Here is a 23,127-nt window from a genome sequence, read left to right on the forward strand (position 1 = left end):
AATACTGGGATAAAGCCATTTAGAAACATATTAAATTTTATATTATTTCATCCGTCAACTTGACAGGGCCTAGTACATGAAGTTGTTGGAACCTTTTTAGATGATTATTTTAAAATTATTTTTGTACCATGAAGCTCTTTAACGTTTAATTTAGCAGCAATAGTATCAACATTATCAAGTGTAATACCGCCACCTGGAACAATTTTAATGAGACCGTTTGACCAGTCAATAATTTCTTTGAGGTGGGGTAACGTTTCCTCGATAGGCTTATCAAGTGATCCGCCATGCGTTAAAACACGATCGATATCATGCTCTGCTAACCAAGATAGCGCATCAAGTTGTGCATTATTAGGAATTTCATCAAAAGCCATATGGAAAGTGATTTGCATGCCACCACTTGCTGCAATTAAAAACTCCATCGCCTCTATGTCTAAGTTATTATTCGTATCTAAAGCGCCAAATACGACGCCATCTACACCAAGTTGTTGAGCCTGAAATAAATCAGCCTCCATAATTTTTAATTCGGTATCGTTATAAACGAAATTTCCGCCACGGGGACGAATCATTGCCATTACAGGGACTTCATTGTCCTGTGCATAACGCATTGTTTCAGACATAACACCTTTACTGACAGTTGTACCACCGACAGCAAGATTATCGCAAAGTTCAAAACGATTAGCACCAGCGGCAAATTGTTTTGGGATATCAGTAAAATTTTCAACTGCAACTTCTTTAATTAACAAATTTAATTTCTCCTAATTTTCAAAATAAACGCAAACGGATTCTGGAACGGCAATATCTTTTTGAAGTAAAGTTAATTTACCAGAGGTTGAATCACGTTCGAATAAGGTAGCATTATCAGTGTTTTGGTTAGCAACAACCAAAAATTGTTCTGTTTTATTTAAACTGAAATCACGAGGAAAGTCACCTTCAGTTGAAATAAGTTGAATAAGTGTCATTGTGCCATCAACAGCAAGTGAATAACAAGCAATTGAGTTGTTTCCGCGATTAGAGACATACAAAAAGCGGCTATCTTTAGAAATGCGAATAGCAGCAATTCCGTTATGAGCATTCCAATCAGATGGAATTGATGAAAGTGTTTGAATCTCTTTAAATGAACCATCCGTTTGATTGTAGCTAAGTAACGAAACTTCACTTGAGAGCTCTCCAGCTAAGTATGCTAATTTTCCATTTTTATGGAAAACAATATGACGAGAACCGAACCCAGGCTCTGAACGATACTCAGCAATTTGTTTAATAGCACCATTATCTGACACATCAAAAGTTAACACTTGATCAGTTCCAAGGTCACAAACAACTAACCTATTGTCTGGTGTTAAATCAGTGAAATGAATATGAGAGCTTGTTTGTTCTGGTTTTGGACCATGACCTTCATTTGTAACTTCATTAATAAGAGCTAATGAGCCATCAGTTTGAATTTTTGAAATGGAAATAAGACCCTTATGGTAGTTTGAGCTGTAGACTAATTGACGGTTATTATCAACAGCAACGTAAGCAGGCGGAGCGCCTTCAGCTGAAACGTCATTTAAAAATTGGGGATTTTCTGATGCAAGGGTAAAGGCTGATATACCACCTAAATCTGACCTCTTTGAAACGGTATATAAGACACCTTTGTCCGATTTCGTGAGATAAGTTGGATTTTCAACCTTTATATAGGGTGTAGCGTTAGAAACTTTTTTTTCAATTGTATCAAGTTGAGCTCGTTGGATACCAGTACTTGTCTTTTTTGTATATGTACCAAACAAAATAGTCTCTTTCATAGTTACAAATACCTCCTCATGATATTGTCAATATTATATCATATATTTTTGTAAACGTTATTATTTATACTGGGGACTATGCTATAATTATAGGTAACTATAAAGGATAAGGGAGACGATAAAGTATGATTACAGCAAGAATTGAAGAAATTGGAAAAGATGCCATCTCAAAAAAGGAACCTATTGTTATCCTTTTCAATCAGAGTGCAACGGATGATTTAAGACAAGTTTCTGTCATTCAATCATTTGAAGATGATAAAAAAATTATTTCGCCAAAAACAGGTGATGAAATGATTATTAATGAACAAACTTATAAAATTGATTTCGCTGGAGAGTTAGTTTCAAGTAATTTTGAGTCGGTTGGGCATGCTACCTTGTTCTTTATGGAAGTTCCAGAACATCCACAACCAAATGGTATTTATTTAACACCGCATGTATTGCCAACTTTTAAAGTCGGTAATACAATCACGTATAAGTAAAGGAGTAGATTAAAATGCTCCCAAATGAAAAATCGACTTCACAACGATCATGGTTTTGGAAATGGGTTGTTAATAATAAAACAGTTAGCATTTTATCAATTGTTTTGTTAAGTTTGCTAATTATTTTTATGTTAGCACAAGTGGGCTGGTTTTTCGCACCAATTGGAGAGTTATTAAGCATTATTGGCTTCCCAATTGTTTTAGCTGGCGTGCTGTATTATTTAATATCCCCATTGATAGATTTTTGTGAAACGCGCTTTAAATTGAATCGAAGTTTGGTTATTACAGTTGTATTTATAGTAATTTCTGGGTTTTTAGTATGGGGGATTGTCGTTTTGATTCCTGCTGTACAAACACAAACAATTAGTATTATTAAAAATTGGCCGACGTATTGGTCAAATATCACACATCAAACGAATGATTTTATGTCGTCATCTTTATTTGATACTATTAAAACTTCAATTGAAAAAATAAATACAGATATCGTAGGAACAGTATCCAAAAAAGCGAGCTCAGTTATTGGATCAACAGTTGATTCTTTAGGTAGCGTTGTTGGTACTGTAACGACATTTATCATTGGATTAGTAACAGCACCCTTTATCTTATTTTATTTATTAAAAGATGGGCACGATTTACCTGAGTATTTATCAAATTTTTTCCCAGTAAGATATCGCAAATCAATCATTGAATTATTAGATGAAATTAATTTACAAGTCAGTCAATATATCCGAGGTCAGTTAACGGTAGCATTCTTTGTGGCCATATTATTTGTTATTGGTTTTTCAGTAGTTGGTCTTAAGTTTGCTTTAACGTTAGGGATTTTGGCAGGTTTTTTGAATTTAATTCCTTATTTAGGCTCTTTTCTAGCGATGATTCCTGCACTAGTAATTGCTGCTTTCGTGTCACCAATTATGTTGATAAAGGTTATTGTTGTTTTTATTGTTGAACAAACAATTGAAGCAAGATTGATTTCTCCATTGATTCTTGGAAGTAGTTTAGCAATCCATCCCGTTACAATTTTAATTGTTTTATTAGGTTCGGGACGGGTTTTTGGATTAATAGGTGTTATTTTTGGAATCCCAGGATATGCAATTCTAAAAGTTATTGTAACGCGGATTTTTGTATGGTATAAAAAGGATTCTGGTTTGTATGACGAATCAGAGAAAACGAATAAAGATAATCAAAAAAGTTAGACAAATTTTATTTTGTCTAACTTTTTTGATTAAAGCGTATCACCGTTAAAAATTGAATTTTTAACAATTACATAATCGACTTTTTCAAGTGCAGAGAGAGAATTACCACCAGCATAAGAAATTGAAGATTGTAAATCTTGTTGCATTTCAAGTAAAGTTTCATGAATGTCACCTTTAAAAGGAACGAGCATTTTTTTACCTTCAACATTAGTGTGGCTACCTTTTTGATATTCAGAGGCAGAGCCAAAATAACTTTTAAATAGATTACCATCTTTTTCAATTAAATCACCAGGACTTTGTTTGTGACCAGCAAAGAGTGAACCAATCATACACATTGAGGCCCCAAATCTGACTGACTTAGCAATATCACCATGAGTTCTTATACCACCATCAGTGATAATTGGTTTACTTGCTGCTTTAGAACATAATCTAAGAGCGGCTAATTGCCACCCGCCGGTACCGAATCCAGTTTTAATTTTAGTGATGCAAACTTTTCCGGGTCCAATACCAACCTTAGTTGCATCTGCACCAGCATTTTCTAGTTCTCTAACGCCTTCAGGTGTGCCAACATTTCCAGCAATTAGAAATGACTCTGGTAACCATTTTTTAATATGATGAATTAAATCAATGACACTTTGTGCGTGGCCATGCGCCACATCAATTGTTATATATTCTGGAATTAAATCAGCATCGGCAAGCTCTTCAATTAATGCCCATTCATGTGGTTTAACGCCAACACTAATAGAAGCAAACAAACCTTTTGCATGCATTTTTTTGACGAAAGGTAAGCGACTCTCTTCATCGAAACGGTGCATGACATAGAAATAGTCATTTGATGCAAGCCATTCTGCTAACGGTTCATCGATAATTGTCTGCATATTCGCAGGTACAACGGGTAGTTTAAAACGGCGAGGGCCAAATTGAATAGATGTATCGACTTCGGAACGGCTATTTACAATACATTTGTTAGGGACGAGCTGAATATCTTCATAATCAAAAACTGGCATAATATTTCCCCATTTCTTTTAAACACGAACTATTTTTAGTATTTATTAAATTATTATCAGTAACCAACTGATAATTTACGCTATTTAGCGAATTTAGTCAACATATTTTTGAAATAAATCGAAAATTAAATAAGAATACGTGAAGAGATAGACGTCGTGCTATAATTATTTTGGGAGTGATTATTATCGCAAAAAAAGAAAAAGTAAAAAAAACAAATGACGAACGCATTTTAGATCAAAATCATATTGAATTTGAGAGCTATACTTTTGATTTTTTAGGTGGTCGACAAATGGATTCAAGCAAAGAAGCTAAAGAACTAGGAACGGATGAAAGAAGTATTTTAAAAACAATTGTTTTACAGGGAAGTAACGGTGATAGAGATTACGTAGTTGTTTGCCTTCCTATTACTTTTGAAATTGATTTAAAATTAGTAGCACGTGAATTAAATGAAAAACAATTGCATTTAGCAGATAATAAAAATTTAATCAATATTACTGGTTACGTTCATGGCGCAAATACACCAATTGGAATTAATGTTCGAAAAGGATTTCCCATTTATTTTGATGAACGAATTCAAGAGTTCGATAAAATTTGGGTTTCAGCTGGTAAAGTTGGTCGTTCTGTTGGCGTAAAACGTGAAGAACTTGTTGAATTGGTTAAAGGTCATTACATTAACATTGAAAAATAAATAGCTATTGAATGTAAAATAAACGATAAAAAGGAATAAGTGTAAATTGAAAAAAATTGAGAAAAGTGCCGTATTTTTAAAAAATAAAATCGATTTATTTAGATGTCCTGTCTGCTTAAACCCCTACAGTAAAGTTGAAGGCCAGACGATGTTTTGCCCTGAAAATCATCAAATAGATTTATCAAAAAAAGGAACTCTTTTTTTCTTGAATCATGGGGTTAAAAGTGATTATGAATTGGATATGTGGTTAGCAAGGAGACAGTTATTACAAGCAGGCTTGTTTAAACCGATTACGGATAAAATTCTTGAGCAGCTTTCTGATGAAGAAGAAACAATTATGGATGTAGGTTGTGGAGAGGGAACACCACTTCATGATATAGAAGTAACACGCCAAAATGCTAAAGACACTTACGTTGGATTTGATATTTCAAAAGATGCAATCAATTATGCGACACAACAAGAGACAGATGCTTTTTATTGTATTGCTGATTTGGCTAAACTACCATTTAATAATAAGTCATTTTCAACAATTATTGATATTTTTTCGCCTTCTGCTTATACAGAATTTGATCGAGTATTAAAGGATGGCGGGCAGTTATTAAAAATCATTCCAAATTCAAATTACTTAGTTGAATTACGCGAACTTCTATATAACGAAGAGAGTCATAATAGGAGTTATAGTAATGAAAAGGTTTTAAATCTGTTTAAAGAAAATTATCCTGACTCTGAACAAATTACAATTAGTTATCAATTCGATATTCCAGAAGGCTTGTTTCCTGCCTTACTCGAAATGACTCCTTTACATTGGGGAGCTACAACAGATAATCAGGCTAAAGCTAAAAAACAACCTTTAACCAAAATTACGGTTGACGTTACACTATTAAAATATCGTAAAAATAAGTTAGAATCAGTGTTGTAACGAATAAATTGCTGTGGTATTATGAGTATACGAATTCGGTTGTTTAGAGACTGTCGACGATGTTGTCAGCTTCTGGAAATTGATCTTCATTAACGTATCTTTTCGCCGTGCCCACACCGAAATGATGCGTTTTTTTGTTGCCTAAAATAATAACGATTTTTTGAAAGGATGTTAATTTTTGACGAATCATATTGCATTATTTGAACCACTTATGCCTGCTAATACAGGTAATATTGCTAGAACTTGTGCTGGAACGGATACTGAACTACATTTAATTGAGCCCTTAGGATTTTCAACAGACGATAAATATTTAAAACGTGCTGGACTAGACTATTGGGATAAAGTAAAAATTACGTATCATAAAAATTTACAAGATTTTTTAGCATCTATTCCAGATCAGAAACAACTTTTTTTGGTTTCAAAATTTGCACCGCAAACTTATTCACAAGTAGATTATTCTGATGTGAATAAGGACTATTACTTCTTGTTTGGTAAAGAGACAACAGGTCTTCCTGAAAACTTTATGCGCCAAAATGAAGAGAAAGCAATCCGAATTCCACAAGATGATACGCACATTCGTGCCTTAAACTTATCTAATTCAGCTGCTATTGTAATTTATGAAACACTTAGACAACAAGACTTTTTAAATCTAGATAAAACACACACGTATGAAAATGATAAGCTAAAATAAGTAGCTTGAGCATTTTATAGACTAGAAATTCATAAATGGGTTATACTTGCTTCGGGTTAAGAAATAAACCGGTATTTATGATGAACAGTCATTTTATAAAATGGAAGGGTGTGAGCTAACTTGTTTCAAGTAATAACAATGTTTGGATTTGATGAACCATGGTGGTTTTTTGATGATTGGAAAAGTCATATTCAAAAAACAGTTGATTTTGATTCAATGGATGAAGCGATGGCTTTTTTTGAGGAACAATCTAGCGCATTTACCACTGAATTTAGCCATCAAAAAAGTAAACGTCAATTTTTGACAGCATTTTGGAATGAGGAACAAATGGATTATTGTTCAGATTGTGGTGATGATTTACAGTTATATCAAGGGTTACTGTTAGTTAAAGATGGCAAAGAAATTACAGCCAAAAAAGAGAGTTAATAACATAATTGTTATTAACTCTCTTTTTGTGGAAATGACTAGACAATGACACGGAAGGTAATTAAGATATGGTATAATTGAGTATCTATTTTAACAGAAGGAGGAACTGTTTTGGCTCAAAAAAAGAAAAGAAAAAAAAGAACAACAAAAAAAACAGTTCAATACAAATTTTCTAAAAATATAATTGGTGTTATATTTTTATTGTTTGGAATATTTGGTGTGCTAGCACTGGGATATTTGGGTGCTTTATTTGCTAACGTTTTCCGTTTGTTTGTTGGTAATACATATCAATTCGCATTATTAATTCTCGGTGTATATGGAAGTTACTTAATGATTATGGGAAAAGAGCCCAAAGTTAAGAAAAGAATTAATTGGGGATCCGTTATTTTATATGTTGGTGTTTTAGTCTTTCTTGAAGCCTGGTTTGTTGGGCACTCATCGGTGCATAGCCAATTTATTCAATATACATGGCAGACACTTGTTTCCGATTTTCGACAATCTGCAGTTAGTTCAACAGTTGGCGGTGGAATGATAGGGGCAAGCTTATACCAATTATCGTACTTCTTAATTTCACAAGCAGGCACCTATATTGTTAGTGTACTTTTCATCTTAGCCGGATTATTTATTTTTTTTGATCTCTCTTTTTCAGAAGTTATGTATACTGTTCAACGCTATCTAAACGTAATTATTGCTTGGACAAGAGAAGGTTTTCGCCGAATGAAAGTAGCAATAGATAGTTTTAAAGAAGAAAGAAAAGAAAATAAAGCAGAACAAGATGAAGAAGAATTAAAACCTGTAATTGACCATAGAACTGAAGAAAAGGAAATAAAAACTGAACGAGAAGTGACCGTTGATGAACCACCTATCATTACGCAACAAGAACCAGATTCAGAATTAGATTCAGAAGATGATCCTAAGATAATATCAAGTACAGTGGCTGATGATAATGAAGATTACCAATTACCACCAGTTACATTACTTACAAAAATTCCAAAAGAAGACCAAAGTGGCGAATATAAAACAATTGAAAAAAACACAAAAATATTGAAGCAAACATTTGAAAGCTTTGGTGTTGATGTTGAAATTAAAAGTGTGAGTTTAGGACCATCTGTTACTGAATATGAATTACATCCGGCAATTGGTGTTAAAGTTAGTAAAATTGTTAACCTTGCGGATGACTTAGCCTTAGCACTTGCTGCCAAAGATATTCGAATTGAAGCACCAATTCCTGGAAAATCACTTATTGGGATTGAAGTACCAAATTCTAAAGTATCAATGGTTTCATTCAGGGATGTGATTGAATCTCAACAAAAGAATCCAACACCAGATAAAGTTCTCGAAGTTCCTTTAGGTCGCGATGTTTCAGGCCAATTGGTAACAGCAGATTTAACAACGATGCCGCATTTATTGATTGCTGGCTCAACTGGTAGTGGTAAGTCAGTTGCAATTAATGGCATTATCACAAGTTTATTGATGAATACGAAACCAAATCAGGTTAAGTTTATGTTGATTGATCCTAAAAAAGTAGAGTTAGGTGTCTATAATGGTATTCCACATCTATTAACGCCGGTTGTTACAAATCCTAAAAAAGCATCACGAGCTTTACATAAGGTTGTTTCTGAAATGGAGCGACGCTACGAATTGTTTGCAGATGCTAGTCAACGTAATATTTCTGGATATAATCAAATGATTATGCAAGAAAACGCAGATGACGGACAAAAAAGAGCAACGTTACCTTATATTGTTGTCATTGTTGATGAATTGGCAGATTTAATGATGGTAGCCTCGAATGAGGTTGAAGATGCGATTATTCGTTTAGCACAAATGGCTCGAGCAGCTGGAATCCATATGATTTTGGCAACGCAACGTCCATCTGTTGATGTTATCACAGGATTGATTAAAGCTAACGTACCATCACGTATGGCTTTCGCTGTTTCCAGTGGGATTGACTCGAGAACAATTATTGATAGTAATGGTGCTGAAAAGCTTTTAGGTCGTGGGGATATGTTATTCCTACCAATGGGGCTAAATAAACCCATTCGTGTACAAGATGCTTACATTTCAGATAAAGATGTTGAAAGTGTTATTTCGTTTATTAAAAATCAGCAAGAACCACAATACGATGAAACGATGATTGTGACTGATGAAGAAACAGCTAACTCAGGATCAGCGTCTGATTCAGAAGACGAATTATTTGGGGACGCTGTTAAATTAGTGACTCATGAACAATCTTGCAGTGTATCCATGTTACAGAGACGTTTTAGGATTGGCTACAATCGAGCTGCTAGAATTGTTGATGAAATGGAAGCAAAAGGAATCGTTGGACCGCCAGAGGGAAGTAAGCCGCGCAAAGTGTTGATAAATGAAGAAACTGATGGTCCTAATTAGGGCTTTCAGTTTTTTTGTTTAGCCTAAACAGATTACGAAACAATTAAATTTGTGTTTCACTAGTCTTTCAATTATCATGGTAAAAGAACATCCGATTTAAAAGGAGGCACATTTTCGTGCGTAAACAATTAGAAACAGGTGTCAACTTAACTGTTATTGAAAATAGTCAATTTAAAACGAATAGAATCGTTATTAATTTTATAGCACCTTTAACCGGAAAAGAATCTGCAGAACGTATGCTATTAGCTAACTTATTAGAAATTAGTAGTGCAGAATATCCATCTCAACAAAAATTAGCCGAAAAATTATCAGAACTTTATGGTGCAAGTTTTGGTATCACTGTTAGTAAAAAAGGAAACTTTCACTTAATAAGTTTAATTTTAAACGGTGTAAACGATAAATTCTTAGAACATAAAACAGAAAGTTTAAAAAAAATATTTGCTTTTATCAAAGAAATTATTTTCAATCCGAATGTGACTGATGGCCATTTTGACGAAGAAACATTTAAACGCCAAAAGGAAAATTTGATGATGTCTATCAGAAGTATTAGTGATGATAAACAATCGTACGCAGGATTAGAATTACAGAAACTTTACTTTCAAAACGATCAAGCTATTCCTAGCTATGGGACTGTAGAAGATATTGAAAAGATAACTGCAACTAGCTTATTTGATTACTACAAACAAATGCTTACAACTAATCGAGTAGACATTTTCGTCCTTGGTGAATTAGATGAATCAGAAACTGAAACTATTGTTAAAACGTTGCCTTTTAAACCTCGAGATTTTAAAATGATACCTATATTCTATGATCAAGCTATTAAAGAAGTTGTGACTAAAACAGAAACGCAAGCAGTGACTCAGGGTAAATTAAATCTGGCATATCAGTTACCAGTTTATTACAGAGAAAATGGGTACTATGCGGGTCTTATTTTCAATGGCGTTTTTGGCGGTTCACCACTAGCTAAGTTATTTGTAAATGTTCGTGAGAAAGCTAGTTTGGCTTATTATGCAAGTAGCTCGTTAGATACATTTAGAGGTATTTTAACTGTACAAACAGGCATTGAACCACAAAATAAAGATAAAGTTATCGAAATTGTTCAACAACAATTAGATGATATTATCGCAGGTGACATTAGTGATGAACTATTAAATAAAACAAAAATGACAATGATTAACCAATATCAAAGTAGTCTTGACTCACAAATGGCGTTAATTAATCAATCGATGATTGATCAATTAACAAGCACAGAAGTTAGTGCAACAGAGTGGATAGACGGCATTAATAGCGTGGATAAAGCTGCCGTTCAAGCTATCGCTCGTAATGTTAAATTACAAGCAATCTTCTTTTTGAATGGGGAAATTAATTAATGAAAACATTAGAATACCCGCAGTTTGACGAAATATTATATACAGAAACTTTGGAAAATGGCTTGAAAGTAAATATATTACCTCGTAAAGGTTTTCATAAAACTTATGGTATATTCACAACAAATTATGGCTCAGTTGATAGTGTATTTGTACCAATTGGTGAAGAAGATGTTGTTCATGTACCGGATGGTATCGCCCATTTTTTAGAACATAAAATGTTTGAAAAAGCAGATCATGATGCGTTTGATTTATTTGGAGAATATGGTGCTAGTGCAAATGCTTTCACAAGCTTTACACGAACGAGCTACTTATTTTCAAGCTCTAATCATGTTCCTGAAAACATTGAAACATTACTAGATTTTGTGCAAGATCCGTATTTTACACCTGAAACAGTTGAAAAAGAAAAGGGAATTATTGGACAGGAAATTCAAATGTATGACGACGATCCTAATTGGCGTTTATACTTTGGTATTTTAGGTAACCTTTACCCAAATCACCCGGTTAGCAGTGATATCGCTGGAACAATTGAATCAATCGATAAAATTACGGCAGATGATTTATATAAGTGCTATGAAACATTTTATCATCCAAGTAATATGAATTTATTTATTGTAGGAAATGTTGATCCAGAAGAAACTTTAGATTTAATTAAAAATAATCAAAATCATAAAAAGTTTCCAGAAGCAGCAGAAACAATTAAACGATTAATTCCAGAAACTCAAGTAGACGGTTCAGACATCATGCCATATCGTGCAACTGAGATGGCCATTCAACGTGCTAAAACAATTGTTGGTATAAAAGGATTAGATAATGTTCCAGAAGGCCGTAACGGCTTGAAATACAAAGAGACAATCCATATGCTTCTTTATCTTTTGTTTGGTGACACGGCCCCTCAATATATGAAATTATATGATGAAGGGACGTTAGATGATTCCTTTGGCTATGAATTTGAAATTGAACGTGGCTTCCATTTTGCAAGTATTAGTGGTGATACTGATGACCCTCAAAAGTTATCGGATGCCATTATTCATATTTTAGAGAATGCGTCAGAGTACCTTTCAGGGGCTGAGGCCCAGTTTGAATTGGCTAAACGTGAAATGTTAGGTCAATCCATTCAATCGATGAACTCACTTGAGAGCATTGCAAATCAGTATGATGGTGATTTGTTTGATGATGCCACTGTTTTTGATAGGGCACCAATTATTGAAAATATGACATTAGATCAAGTTCGCCAAGGAGCTAAAGATTTTATTCGTTCTGAAGCAATTAGTGTCTACCAAATTATGGCTAAAGAGGATGATTAAATGAGTTGGGCAGTTATCTTTGGAGCGTCTGGTGATATTGGTCAAATGATTGCAAGACAATTGGCAGATATTGGTTGGTCGCTAACAATGCATTATTATCAAAATGATGAAGCAATTATGGGATTAACACAAGAGTTGAGGGGAAAATATCCAAAACAAGATTTTTTGCCGTTACAATTTGATATGACAGCGACTAATGTTGATCCAGTGATATCCCAACTATTTGCCGTAGATGCTGTAATATTTGCTGAAGGAACAACTTCTTACCATTTATTCAATGAAGCCCCAATGTCTGATTTAGATAAAATGATGAAGATGCAAGTTCAAACACCATTGGCATTAATTCAGAAATTGGAACCAAAGTTAGCCCAAAATCATTTTGGCCGAATTATATTTATTGGGTCAATTTATGGAGGCGTTGGTAGCCCAATGGAAGTACTGTACAGTACTGTAAAAGGTGCGTTATCGTCCTTTGCCAATGCTTATAGTAAAGAAGTTGCCTCGTTAGGTATTACGGTTAACGTGGTGGCACCAGGCGCAGTTGATACAAAAATGAATCAACAATTTTCGAAAGATGCAAAGAAAGATATCTCAAGTGAAATTCCAATGGGACGTTTCGCACATCCCGAAGAAATTGGATTTTGGGTAAAACAATTATTAGCCAAAGAGGCAGGGTACCTCACCGGTCAAACGATTTATGTTTCAGGCGGATGGTTGAAATAAAATAATAAAATTTTAACAAATTGGACATGACGATTATGTTATACTGATTGTTAGAAGATTAACTATTAAACTAAGTGGAGAATTAGACATGAGTGAAATTGGAAAAACATTACAAGAAGCGAGAATAAATAAAGGATATACGTTAGATGATTTACAACAAATGACGAAAATTCAAAAACGTTATTTGATTGCAATTGAAGATGAAAAATTTTCTGATTTACCAGGAGATTTTTACGTTCGAGCATTTGTTAAACAATATGCAGAGACGGTTGATTTGGATGGGGATAAATTATTAAAAGAATTCAATGAAACACTTCCAGATACACAAGAAACAGTCGTTGCAAAGGAACAAGTATCACGTTCTGAAAAGTCTGCTAAACTACCAAAAGACGGTAATTTTGATAAGTTTATGTCGTACTTGCCAACAATTATTATTGTTGTGATTGTCTTAGGGATTTTGGGTACAATTTATGGTGTGACATTGAATAGTAAAGATACAGATACTCAAATTGAAAGTTCAAGTTCTAAAGTATCTGTTTCAACTGACTCAAAAACTAAAACTTCTAGTTCTGAATCAGTAAAGGCTAGTTCTTCATCTGATAAGAAAACGCAAAAATTAACATATGTTTCAGATGCGGGAACAAACACTGTTTACACAATGGAAAATGCACCAACAACTTCTAAAGTTAAATTAGTAGCTTCTGGTAGTGCTGCTTGGAGCTCAATTACGGCTGATGGCACACAACTATGGCAAGCAACACTTGTCTCAGATGCAACGGATACTGTTACAATCCCAGCCGGTACAAAGTCATTTGTCTTTAGCTTTGGTAATGCACCAGCTATGAGTATCACGATTAACGGTAAAAAATTTAATTTTATGAAAACAAATGCAACTCTACAAGTTAGAACAGTTACTGTAAATATTAAATAAGCCAGAATTGTCAACAACGGATACTATGTTGTTGGCAATTTTTGAAAAAGGGGATCATTATGAATTTACCAAATAAATTAACGGTTGTGCGGATTATTTTAATTCCAATCTTCATGCTTGTATTGTTATTACCAATTGATTGGGGAATGGTTACTTGGGTTGGTACACAGATTCAGGTGACACATCTAATTGGTGCAATTATTTTTGCAGCTGCCTCATTAACAGATTTTTTAGATGGTCAAATTGCACGTCGCCAACATTTAGTTTCTAATTTTGGCAAATTTGCAGACCCATTGGCAGATAAAATGCTTGTAATGACTGCATTTGTTATCCTTGTTTCATTTAACCAAGTACCTGCATGGGTAGCTGCAATTATTGTTTGTCGCGAACTTGCGGTAACAGGATTACGATTGATTATTGTTGAAAATGATGGGGAAGTTATGGCTGCAGCTATGCCAGGCAAAATTAAGACAACAACCCAAATGATAGCTATTATTTTATTGTTTTTAAATAATGTGTTATTTGCAGCAATTAATGTACCTATGGCTGCCATTTTTCTTTATATTTGTTTATTCTTTACTGTTTATTCAGGTATTGATTACTTTGTTCAAAATAGAGCTATTTTCTCAGATTCATTTGAAAAATAAAAATATTTAGACTAAAACATTTAACCGTTTTAGTCTTTTTTAATTAAATTAGGAGGCAACATCATGCATGCAGAAATAATTGCGGTTGGTACAGAAATATTATTAGGACAAATTGTAAATACGAACAGTGCTTTCTTAGCTGAAAAATTAGCTGATTTAGGTGTAAATGTATTTTATCAGACAGTTGTAGGGGATAATGAAGAACGAATGTTAGAGGCAATTGAACTGGCTTCAAAACGAAATGATTTGGTTATCCTTTCTGGTGGCTTAGGACCAACAGAAGACGATTTAACGAAGCAGATGGTCGCCAAATTTTTAAATGAGAAGTTAGTTGAAAATAAGGACGCCATGTTAAAAATAGAAGATCATTTTACACAAACGGGTCGTCAAATGACTGAAAACAACAAATTACAAGCTTTGTATATAGAAGGATCAAAACCAATTAAAAATCATGCTGGAATGGCTGTTGGTGATTTTTACAAAGGTGATTCGTGTGATTTCTTATTATTACCTGGACCACCTAAGGAATTGAAAACAATGTTTAATAAGGAAGTTGAACAGCTATTAAAAGAAGAATATAACTTAAATAGTCATCTTGAATCAAAAGTTTTACGTTTTTATGGCATTGGTGAATCTAAATTGGTGACTGAATTAAAAGAGATAATTGATTCACAAACTAATCCTACTATTGCACCATACGCCAAGACAAATGAGGTCACTTTGCGAATTACGGCAAGTCCTACAGACAAAAAATCAGCTGTAGAATTAATTAACGAAATGGAGATTTATGTACTTTCCAAAGTTGGTGATTATTTCTATGGCTATGGGGATGACAATTCGTTACAAAATATTGTTGTAACTAAATTAATTGAAAAAAACTTATCTATTTCTGCAGCCGAAAGTTTAACAGCTGGATTATTTCAAAGTACATTAGCAGAAATACCAGGTGTCTCAAAAATTTATGATGGTGGATTTATAACATATGCTAATACAGCCAAATCTGATATTTTAGGTATTTCGACTGAAGATATTAAAAAATATGGTGTTGTTAGTGAAGAAACCGCTAAACAAATGGCCCAACAAACACAAAATAAAATGAAAACAAATATTGCTATTTCATTTACTGGTGTTGCAGGTCCAGATGAGCTTGAAAATCAGAAAGCTGGAACGGTTTGGATTGGATTAGCAATTAAAAATAGTCCCGTTATTGCAAAACAATTTCATTTTGCTGGAAATAGAGAAACAATTAGACAAAGAAGTGTTCTAAGTGGACTTAAATGGATATTTGATGAAATTAATGAGTAAATAATTAAATTTGGCAATGGATTGTTGTTGACAGCGGGGGGCAATTAACCGTAAAATACTAAAGTGTATATGAACAAAATAAAAAACATCTAAAAATTTATGATTAGTTAAATTAATCATTATTTGATGATGCGGAGGTGGACTTTTATGGGATCTATAACAACCGTATTAATCCTCGCTATCATCGCTATTATTGCTTTAGTTGTTGGAATTTTTATTGGAATTGCATATAGAAAGTCAAATTTCGAAAAAACACTTGATGTCGCAACGCATACGGCTGAAGGTATTTTAAAAAGTGCAAAGAAAGATGCTGAGACTCAGAAAAAAGAGGCTGTTTTAGAGGCTAAAGAAGAAAGTCAAAGTTATCGTGATAAAATAGACAATGAGTTAAAGGAACGACGTTCAGAAATTCAAAAGCAAGAAAATCGAGTAATTCAACGTGAAGAAACTTTAGATCGTAAAGATGGCGCACTAGATAAACGAGAACAAACGCTTGAGAACAAAGAGAAAAAAGTAACGTCTGACCAAAAACTTGTTGACACAAAACAACAAGAAGCTACTTCACTGATTCAGGAACAACAAGAAGAACTTGAAAGAGTTGCTTCTCTAACACAAACACAAGCACAGACTATTATTATGGACGATACGAAAGAATCATTAAGTCATGAACGAGCTGTTATGATTAAGGAAAGTGATAAGCAAGCTAAATCAGAAGCTGATCGTAATGCTAAAGATTTAGTTGCTCAAGCTATTCAAAGAAGTGCAGCTGACATGGTATCTGAAACAACTGTTTCATTAGTTACCTTGCCAAATGATGAAATGAAAGGCCGTATTATTGGCCGCGAAGGACGTAACATTCGAACATTAGAGACCTTAACAGGGATTGATTTAATTATCGATGATACGCCAGAAGCAGTCGTTTTAAGTGGGTTTGATCCAATTCGTCGTGAAATTGCCAAAATGACTCTTGAAAAATTAATTCAAGATGGTCGGATTCATCCGGCACGAATCGAAGAAATGGTTGAAAAATCACGTAAAGAAATGGATGAAAAAATTCGTGAATTAGGTGAACAAACAACCTTTGATCTCGGACTTCATACAATTCATCCTGATTTAATTAAAACAATTGGTCGATTAAATTATCGTACAAGTTATGGTCAGAATGTGTTAAGCCATTCTATTGAAGTTGCCAAAATAGCAGGTGTGTTAGCCGCTGAATTGGGTGAAGATGTTACATTAGCAAAACGCGCAGGATTGTTACATGATATTGGTAAAGCAGTTGATCATGAAGTTGATGGTTCACATGTGGAAATTGGCCTTGAATTAGCTAAGAAGTATAAAGAAAATGATGTTGTCATCAACACTATAGCTTCACATCATGGTGATGTTGAAGCTAAATATACTATTGCTATTCTTGTTGCAGCGGCAGATGCTGTTTCAGCTGCAAGACCAGGCGCACGAAGTGAATCGTTAGAAAATTATATTCATAGACTTGAAAAACTTGAAGATATTACACATGAATTTAAAGGTGTACAGAAAAGTTATGCAATTCAAGCTGGTCGTGAAGTACGTGTTATTGTCACGCCAAATGAAGTTAATGATATTCAAGCAACTGTCTTAGCTCGAGATATTAAAAACAGAATTGAAGATGAACTCGAATACCCAGGACATATTAAAGTGACTGTCGTTCGAGAAACAAGAGCAATTGAGTATGCTAAATAAAAAAATGATGATTTAAGATTAATTTCTTAAATCATCATTTTTTGTCTATTAAAAAGAAAAAATGTTAAACTAGTTTTATATATAAGAAAAGAGGACAACCATGCGTTTATTATTTGTCGGAGATGTCGTTGGCGATTCAGGTCAACAAATGATTAAAGAGTATTTACCAAAATTAAAAAGAAAATTTCATCCACAGGCTACCATTGTAAATGGTGAAAATGCAACGAAGGGTAGAGGTATTAATGAATCTGTCTATAAAGCATTCCTTCAAACAGGTGCTGATGTTGTAACCATGGGTAACCATACTTGGGATAATAGAGATATTCAAGATTTTATTGGTGGTGCAAAAAAATTAATTAGACCAGCTAACTTCTCAGCAAACCAAGTACCTGGGATTGGACATACAATTATTAATATTAATCAGCAAAAATTAGCTGTGATTGATTTGCAAGGACGTGTTTTTATGTCTCCTTCAGATGATCCGTTTGCAGTTGTTCAAGATATTTTAGAAGAAGTCAAAAAAGAGACTGATTTCATTTTTATTGATTTTCATGCTGAAACAACGAGTGAAAAAGAAGCTATAGCATGGTTCTTAGATGGTCAAGTATCTGCGGTAGTAGGTACGCATACACATGTGCCTACTAATGATGCGCGTATTTTACCTAAAGGAACTGCCTTTATGTCAGATGTTGGTATGACAGGACCATACGATGGTATCTTAGGAATGAAACGTGAAAATGTAATTGGTCGCTTTTTATCGCAAATGCCAACACGATTTGAAGTGGATGAAACAGGTCGTAAAACGTTATCTGCTTGTGTGATAGATATTGATGACAAAACGGGACATGCTAAAAAGATATTCCCTGTATTAATTAATGATGACCATCCTTTTATGGATTAATTTAGAGATAGGAGGGCATCTCGACTATGCCGCAAAAAACAAAACTAACGCCAATGATGATACAATATTTTGACATTAAAGCACAGTATCCTGATGCTTTTTTGTTTTATCGTCTTGGTGATTTTTATGAACTATTTTATGATGATGCTGTTAAAGGGTCGCAATTACTCGAATTAACGTTAACAACACGTAATAAAAAAGCTGATGATCCTATTCCAATGTGTGGCGTACCGCATCATGCTGCTCAAAATTATATCGATATTTTAGTTGAAAAAGGATACAAAGTCGCAATATGTGAACAAGTTGAAGATCCTAAATTAGCTCAAGGTATGGTTAAACGTGAAGTTATTCAGCTAGTAACACCAGGAACAACGATGGATAACGGTGCGAAGGAGTCTAAAGAAAATAATTATTTAACAGCTATTATAGAAGACAACAATAGTTTTGGATTTGCTTATGTTGATTTATCAACAGGTGAATTAAAAACGAGTCGCTTAGATAATTTAGATAATTTAATTAATGAAATAATGAGTTTGAGAACTAAAGAAATTGTGATTAATGATAGTTTGTCTGATGAAACAATCGAAACATTAGAAAAATTAAATATTATGCTTTCTAAACAAGAAATTGTTGAAAATCATGCTGAATCAAGTTATGCGATTCAAGATTTAACAGATTCACTAGAAATCTCGGTTGTAACTGACTTGTTAACGTATCTTTCAGTTACGCAAAAACGAAGTTTAGATCATTTACAAAAAGCAGTTCATTATGAGCCTGATTTTTTCTTGAAAATGGATCATTATTCAAAATATAATTTAGAATTAATGCAAAATATTCGAACGGGCAAGAAGCAAGGTACTTTATTGTGGTTATTAGATGACACAAAAACAGCTATGGGTGGTCGTTTACTTAAACAGTGGATTGATAGACCGCTTATTAACTATGCTGAAATTTTAGACCGTCAAAATAAGGTTGATTTATTGATTAACCATTATTTTGAAAGAAGTACGTTACAAGAAGAGTTAGTTAAAGTTTATGATTTAGAAAGATTGGCAGGACGTGTCGCTTTTGGTAGCGTAAATGGGCGAGATTTAGTTCAACTTAAATTATCGCTTAAACAAGTTCCTAAAATTAAATATGTTTTAGACGAAATTGACGATGGTACTTTTTCTGATGTTATCAATAAATTAGATCCAGTCGATGATATTTCTAATTTAATAGAACGTGCCATTGTTGATGAACCACCTTTATCAGTGACTGATGGTCACCTATTTAAACCGGGGTATAATGATAAATTAGATATTTATCAAGATGCAATGAAAAATGGTAAACAATGGTTAGCTGAAATGGAAGCCAAAGAAAGAAATCTAACGGGGATTAAAAATCTTAAAATTGGATTTAACCGTGTTTTTGGTTATTTTATCGAAGTGACAAAATCTAATATTATTAATGTTCCAAAAGACCGTTATGAACGAAAACAGACGTTGACTAATGCTGAACGTTATATCACACCTGAACTGAAAGAACGTGAAAGTATTATTTTAGGTGCTGAGAGTAAAGCGATGGATTTAGAATATAAATTGTTTGTCGAAATTAGAGATATTGTTAAAAAATCAATTGAACGATTACAGATATTAGCTCAAGGAATTGCCACGTTAGACGTCTTACAAAGTTTCGCGGTTGTTAGTGAAGACTCACATTTTGTAAAACCACAATTATTAAAAGAAGGTCATCAATTGGATATCACAGCTGGTTGGCATCCTGTAGTTGAAAAAGTGATGGGAAAACAAAGCTATATACCAAATGATGTTAGAATGCCTGAAACACTTGATATTTTATTGATTACAGGACCTAATATGTCAGGTAAAAGTACGTATATGCGTCAATTAGCATTAACGGTTGTGATGGCTCAAATCGGTTGTTTCGTACCTGCAGAGGCGGCTAAAATGCCAATATTTGACCAAATATTTACTCGGATTGGTGCAGCAGATGATTTAATTTCAGGTCAAAGTACGTTTATGGTTGAAATGAAAGAAGCTAATCAAGCCTTAGAAAATGCGACTGAGAATAGTTTAATCTTATTTGATGAACTTGGTAGGGGAACGGCAACTTATGATGGTATGGCACTCGCACAAGCGATTATCGAGTATGTGGATAAACATGTACATGCCAAAACACTTTTTTCGACACATTATCACGAATTAACGATACTTGAAGAAACCGTTAGTTCTTTAAAAAATGTCCATGTAGGTGCTATTGAAGAAAATGGTGAATTAATTTTCTTACATAAAATTCAAGAAGGACCTGCAGATAAATCTTATGGGATTCATGTTGCTAAATTGGCGGGAATGCCAGCAGAATTGTTAAGCCGTGCAACATTAATTTTAGATGATTTAGAGCTAAAAAATAAACAATCAGATAGTAAAAAAGAATTACCAACAACCATCAATGAAGATGATACGCAGTTATCTTTATTTGTTAACGAAAACTTGTCAAAGGACCAGTTAGCAGTTGTGGATGAACTTAAAGCACTTAACTTGATGAACATGACGCCAAGAGATATTATGAACGTCTTATATGACTGGCAAGAAAAATTGAACGGATAGAACTGAAGGTGAATGAATGACAAAAATAATTGAACTGCCCACAATTTTAGCGGATCAAATAGCTGCTGGTGAAGTAGTTGAAAGACCTGCATCTGTTGTAAAAGAATTAGTTGAAAATGCGATTGATGCGCATGGCACACAAGTTGATGTAGTCGTTGAGGAAGCTGGGCTTAAATTAATTCAAGTCATTGATAATGGAGATGGCATTGAGGCATCCCAACTGCAGAATGCTTTTAAACGTCATGCCACAAGTAAGATTACTTCAAGAGAAGATTTATTTAAAATCAGTACGCTAGGATTTCGTGGCGAAGCTTTACCAAGTATTGCATCAGTTGCTAAAGTGACTTTGAATACAGCTATTGAAGGGCAACCTGGGGCTGTTATTGCTGTTAACGGTGGTGAGATAGTAGATGAAAAATCATCTGCTAGTCGTAAAGGAACAGAAATAACAGTCTCTGACTTATTTTACAATACGCCTGCACGTTTAAAATATGTAAAGTCTTTGCAAACTGAAATGTCAATTATTAGCGACATGATGAACCGATTAGCAATGAGCCATACAAATATTTCATTTTCTTTAACACATGATGGTAAAGAAGTCTTGAAAACAACTGGAAACGGCCAACTGAAACAAACTATTTCAGCTATCTATGGGGTCAAAAGTGCACGCCAAATGCTTGAATTTAAGGGTCATGATTTAGATTTTAAGATTAGCGGTTATACATCACTGCCAGAATTAACGCGTGCTGGCCGACAGTTTATATCTATTTTAATTAATGGACGTTACGTTAAAAATGTTAATTTAAATAAAGCAATCATTAAAGGATATGGATCAAAATTAATGGTTGGACGCTATCCGATTACAATTTTGAATATTCAATTAGATCCCATGCTAGTTGATGTGAATGTTCATCCAACTAAGCAGGAAGTAAGATTGAGTAAAGAACCAGAATTAACTGAACTTATAAAAAAGATTATCTATGAACGTATTGCTGAAGAAAATTTAATTCCGGAAGCATTAGAGAATTTAAGTTCTAAGAAACGTGAAAAAATAGATACGGATCAATTACAATTTGATTTGAATGAAGCCTCAAGTAAATATCAAGCTAAGCCTAAATTCTCATCAGTACAAACGGATGCAGTAACAAGTGGTGAACCTAAGATTACAATTGGCGAAAATTTAAATCATTTATCAAGGAATATTGAACCAATCTCAATTCAAGTTGCTGAACAATTGGATTCGAAACGAGTTAGCACATTTGAGACACAATATGCTAATGAAATTAATGTGGCACCATTTTCTATTGTTACGCCGGATGAAACAGGCGATGTACAGAAAGAGAATGATGAAGAAATAGCTACCACGAAAAAGAGTGAACAAAGGTTTCCTGATTTAAAATATATTGGCCAAATGCATGGAACCTATTTATTTACAGAATCGGAAGACGGGTTATATATATTAGACCAACATGCTGCACAAGAACGTATTAATTATGAGTTTTATCGTAAGCAAATTGGTGACGTTTCTAGTGACTTGCAAAATCTATTGGTACCGATTGTTCTAGAATATACAGTAAGTGAAGCTATAATTATTACTGAACATACCGATATATTGGAAAAAATCGGACTCATCCTTGAACCATTTGGACAAAATAGTTTCATTATTAGACAGCATCCAACCTGGTTTAAAGAAGGGCAAGAAGAAAGTACGATTCGAGAAATGATTGATTACTTACTCACAGATGGGAAAATAGTGATTGCTGAATTTAGAGAAAAAGCGGCGATTATGATGAGTTGCAAGAGGGCAATCAAAGCAAATCACCACCTTGATGATCGACAAGCTAAGGCATTGATAAGTGAGCTAAAAAATGTTGAAAATCCATTTAATTGTCCACATGGACGACCAGTTTTAGTTCATTTTTCTAATCAAGACATGGAACATTTCTTTAAACGAATTCAAGATTCACATCAAACCGGTCACGAAGGTTAGGCTAAGAATCAATTGTTGCCAAATATTTGGTGATAATTGATTTTTTTGTAAGAAA

At 33.9% G+C, this 23,127-nt stretch carries 20 protein-coding genes; 17 read left to right on the plus strand and 3 right to left on the minus strand.

Annotated elements, in window-relative coordinates:
* Nucleotides 1-104: 104 nt before the first annotated feature.
* Both AC1RPU_RS06375 and AC1RPU_RS06380 read right to left on the minus strand, forming a co-directional pair.
* Nucleotides 105-743: a copper homeostasis protein CutC gene (locus tag AC1RPU_RS06375; protein WP_481761860.1), complete on the minus strand. Its 639-nt coding sequence runs from the start codon at nucleotides 741-743 to the stop codon at nucleotides 105-107.
* A gap of 12 nt (nucleotides 744-755) precedes the next feature.
* Nucleotides 756-1,781 carry a lactonase family protein gene (locus AC1RPU_RS06380; protein ID WP_481761859.1) on the minus strand — a complete coding sequence of 342 codons (1,026 nt, stop codon included), beginning with the start codon at nucleotides 1,779-1,781 and terminating at the stop codon, nucleotides 756-758.
* Between the two features lie 125 nt (nucleotides 1,782-1,906).
* On the opposite strand from AC1RPU_RS06380, the gene AC1RPU_RS06385 reads away from it, so the two are divergent.
* Both AC1RPU_RS06385 and AC1RPU_RS06390 read left to right on the plus strand, forming a co-directional pair.
* Nucleotides 1,907-2,260: a PTS glucitol/sorbitol transporter subunit IIA gene (locus AC1RPU_RS06385; protein ID WP_409021462.1), complete on the plus strand. Its 354-nt coding sequence runs from the start codon at nucleotides 1,907-1,909 to the stop codon at nucleotides 2,258-2,260.
* A 14-nt stretch (nucleotides 2,261-2,274) separates the two neighbouring features.
* Complete coding sequence (locus AC1RPU_RS06390) at nucleotides 2,275-3,453, plus strand: AI-2E family transporter (RefSeq protein WP_481761858.1); 1,179 nt, start codon at nucleotides 2,275-2,277, stop codon at nucleotides 3,451-3,453.
* A 29-nt stretch (nucleotides 3,454-3,482) separates the two neighbouring features.
* On the opposite strand, the gene guaC is transcribed toward AC1RPU_RS06390, so the two are convergent.
* A complete protein-coding gene (gene guaC / locus AC1RPU_RS06395; RefSeq protein WP_481761857.1) occupies nucleotides 3,483-4,460 on the minus strand; it encodes a GMP reductase in 978 nt (325 codons plus the stop codon).
* A 185-nt stretch (nucleotides 4,461-4,645) separates the two neighbouring features.
* Here guaC and AC1RPU_RS06400 point away from each other — a divergent pair, with 185 nt between their 5' ends.
* The 15 genes from AC1RPU_RS06400 (at nucleotide 4,646) to mutL (ending at nucleotide 23,072) form a co-directional block, all read left to right on the plus strand.
* Nucleotides 4,646-5,149: a YbaK/EbsC family protein gene (locus AC1RPU_RS06400; RefSeq protein ID WP_481761863.1), complete on the plus strand. Its 504-nt coding sequence runs from the start codon at nucleotides 4,646-4,648 to the stop codon at nucleotides 5,147-5,149.
* A gap of 46 nt (nucleotides 5,150-5,195) precedes the next feature.
* A complete protein-coding gene (locus AC1RPU_RS06405) occupies nucleotides 5,196-6,068 on the plus strand; it encodes a methyltransferase domain-containing protein (RefSeq protein WP_481761856.1) in 873 nt (290 codons plus the stop codon).
* Nucleotides 6,069-6,246: 178 nt separating this feature from the next.
* The gene (trmL, locus tag AC1RPU_RS06410) at nucleotides 6,247-6,759 is read left to right on the plus strand and encodes a tRNA (uridine(34)/cytosine(34)/5-carboxymethylaminomethyluridine(34)-2'-O)-methyltransferase TrmL (protein WP_409021458.1); all 513 of its coding nucleotides are present in this window, start codon (nucleotides 6,247-6,249) and stop codon (nucleotides 6,757-6,759) included.
* Nucleotides 6,760-6,879: 120 nt separating this feature from the next.
* Nucleotides 6,880-7,185 (plus strand): DUF1033 family protein, encoded by a 306-nt coding sequence (locus AC1RPU_RS06415; RefSeq protein WP_481761855.1) that lies wholly within the window; start codon nucleotides 6,880-6,882, stop codon nucleotides 7,183-7,185.
* 111 nt (nucleotides 7,186-7,296) lie between these two features.
* The gene (locus AC1RPU_RS06420) at nucleotides 7,297-9,573 is read left to right on the plus strand and encodes an FtsK/SpoIIIE family DNA translocase (RefSeq protein WP_481761854.1); all 2,277 of its coding nucleotides are present in this window, start codon (nucleotides 7,297-7,299) and stop codon (nucleotides 9,571-9,573) included.
* A 116-nt stretch (nucleotides 9,574-9,689) separates the two neighbouring features.
* Nucleotides 9,690-10,943, plus strand: a complete 1,254-nt coding sequence (gene yfmF / locus AC1RPU_RS06425) for an EF-P 5-aminopentanol modification-associated protein YfmF (RefSeq protein WP_481761853.1) — start codon at nucleotides 9,690-9,692, stop codon at nucleotides 10,941-10,943.
* Entirely contained in the window at nucleotides 10,943-12,247 is a 1,305-nt protein-coding gene (yfmH, locus tag AC1RPU_RS06430) for an EF-P 5-aminopentanol modification-associated protein YfmH (RefSeq protein ID WP_481761852.1), read from the plus strand. Before yfmF ends, yfmH begins: the two co-directional genes overlap by 1 nt.
* Complete coding sequence (gene ymfI / locus AC1RPU_RS06435) at nucleotides 12,248-12,970, plus strand: elongation factor P 5-aminopentanone reductase (protein WP_481761851.1); 723 nt, start codon at nucleotides 12,248-12,250, stop codon at nucleotides 12,968-12,970.
* Between the two features lie 88 nt (nucleotides 12,971-13,058).
* Complete coding sequence (locus AC1RPU_RS06440) at nucleotides 13,059-13,901, plus strand: helix-turn-helix domain-containing protein (RefSeq protein WP_481761850.1); 843 nt, start codon at nucleotides 13,059-13,061, stop codon at nucleotides 13,899-13,901.
* Nucleotides 13,902-13,960: 59 nt separating this feature from the next.
* Nucleotides 13,961-14,548, plus strand: coding sequence for a CDP-diacylglycerol--glycerol-3-phosphate 3-phosphatidyltransferase (gene pgsA / locus AC1RPU_RS06445; RefSeq protein ID WP_481761849.1), 588 nt, complete (start codon nucleotides 13,961-13,963; stop codon nucleotides 14,546-14,548).
* 63 nt (nucleotides 14,549-14,611) lie between these two features.
* Nucleotides 14,612-15,853, plus strand: a complete 1,242-nt coding sequence (locus AC1RPU_RS06450; protein ID WP_481761848.1) for a competence/damage-inducible protein A — start codon at nucleotides 14,612-14,614, stop codon at nucleotides 15,851-15,853.
* A gap of 147 nt (nucleotides 15,854-16,000) precedes the next feature.
* Nucleotides 16,001-17,575, plus strand: coding sequence for a ribonuclease Y (rny, locus tag AC1RPU_RS06455; protein ID WP_481761847.1), 1,575 nt, complete (start codon nucleotides 16,001-16,003; stop codon nucleotides 17,573-17,575).
* 100 nt (nucleotides 17,576-17,675) lie between these two features.
* The gene (locus AC1RPU_RS06460) at nucleotides 17,676-18,476 is read left to right on the plus strand and encodes a TIGR00282 family metallophosphoesterase (RefSeq protein ID WP_409021448.1); all 801 of its coding nucleotides are present in this window, start codon (nucleotides 17,676-17,678) and stop codon (nucleotides 18,474-18,476) included.
* A gap of 26 nt (nucleotides 18,477-18,502) precedes the next feature.
* Complete coding sequence (gene mutS, locus AC1RPU_RS06465) at nucleotides 18,503-21,082, plus strand: DNA mismatch repair protein MutS (RefSeq protein WP_481761846.1); 2,580 nt, start codon at nucleotides 18,503-18,505, stop codon at nucleotides 21,080-21,082.
* A gap of 16 nt (nucleotides 21,083-21,098) precedes the next feature.
* Nucleotides 21,099-23,072 (plus strand): DNA mismatch repair endonuclease MutL, encoded by a 1,974-nt coding sequence (gene mutL, locus AC1RPU_RS06470; RefSeq protein ID WP_481761845.1) that lies wholly within the window; start codon nucleotides 21,099-21,101, stop codon nucleotides 23,070-23,072.
* The last annotated feature ends 55 nt before the right edge of the window (nucleotides 23,073-23,127 follow it).

The sequence above is a fragment of the Dellaglioa sp. CoH-55-MRSF-7 genome, from assembly GCF_056782235.1.

Excerpts from the sequence above, each read along its gene's own strand:
- AC1RPU_RS06380 (WP_481761859.1), bottom strand. The coding sequence starts at position 1,781 with ATGAAAGAGACTATTTTGTTTGGTACATATACAAAAAAGACAAGTACT.
- AC1RPU_RS06385 (WP_409021462.1), top strand. The coding sequence starts at position 1,907 with ATGATTACAGCAAGAATTGAAGAAATTGGAAAAGATGCCATCTCAAAA.
- AC1RPU_RS06390 (WP_481761858.1), top strand. The coding sequence starts at position 2,275 with ATGCTCCCAAATGAAAAATCGACTTCACAACGATCATGGTTTTGGAAA.
- guaC (WP_481761857.1), bottom strand. The coding sequence starts at position 4,460 with ATGCCAGTTTTTGATTATGAAGATATTCAGCTCGTCCCTAACAAATGT.
- yfmH (WP_481761852.1), top strand. The coding sequence starts at position 10,943 with ATGAAAACATTAGAATACCCGCAGTTTGACGAAATATTATATACAGAA.
- ymfI (WP_481761851.1), top strand. The coding sequence starts at position 12,248 with ATGAGTTGGGCAGTTATCTTTGGAGCGTCTGGTGATATTGGTCAAATG.
- AC1RPU_RS06440 (WP_481761850.1), top strand. The coding sequence starts at position 13,059 with ATGAGTGAAATTGGAAAAACATTACAAGAAGCGAGAATAAATAAAGGA.
- pgsA (WP_481761849.1), top strand. The coding sequence starts at position 13,961 with ATGAATTTACCAAATAAATTAACGGTTGTGCGGATTATTTTAATTCCA.
- AC1RPU_RS06450 (WP_481761848.1), top strand. The coding sequence starts at position 14,612 with ATGCATGCAGAAATAATTGCGGTTGGTACAGAAATATTATTAGGACAA.
- rny (WP_481761847.1), top strand. The coding sequence starts at position 16,001 with ATGGGATCTATAACAACCGTATTAATCCTCGCTATCATCGCTATTATT.
- AC1RPU_RS06460 (WP_409021448.1), top strand. The coding sequence starts at position 17,676 with ATGCGTTTATTATTTGTCGGAGATGTCGTTGGCGATTCAGGTCAACAA.
- mutS (WP_481761846.1), top strand. The coding sequence starts at position 18,503 with ATGCCGCAAAAAACAAAACTAACGCCAATGATGATACAATATTTTGAC.
- mutL (WP_481761845.1), top strand. The coding sequence starts at position 21,099 with ATGACAAAAATAATTGAACTGCCCACAATTTTAGCGGATCAAATAGCT.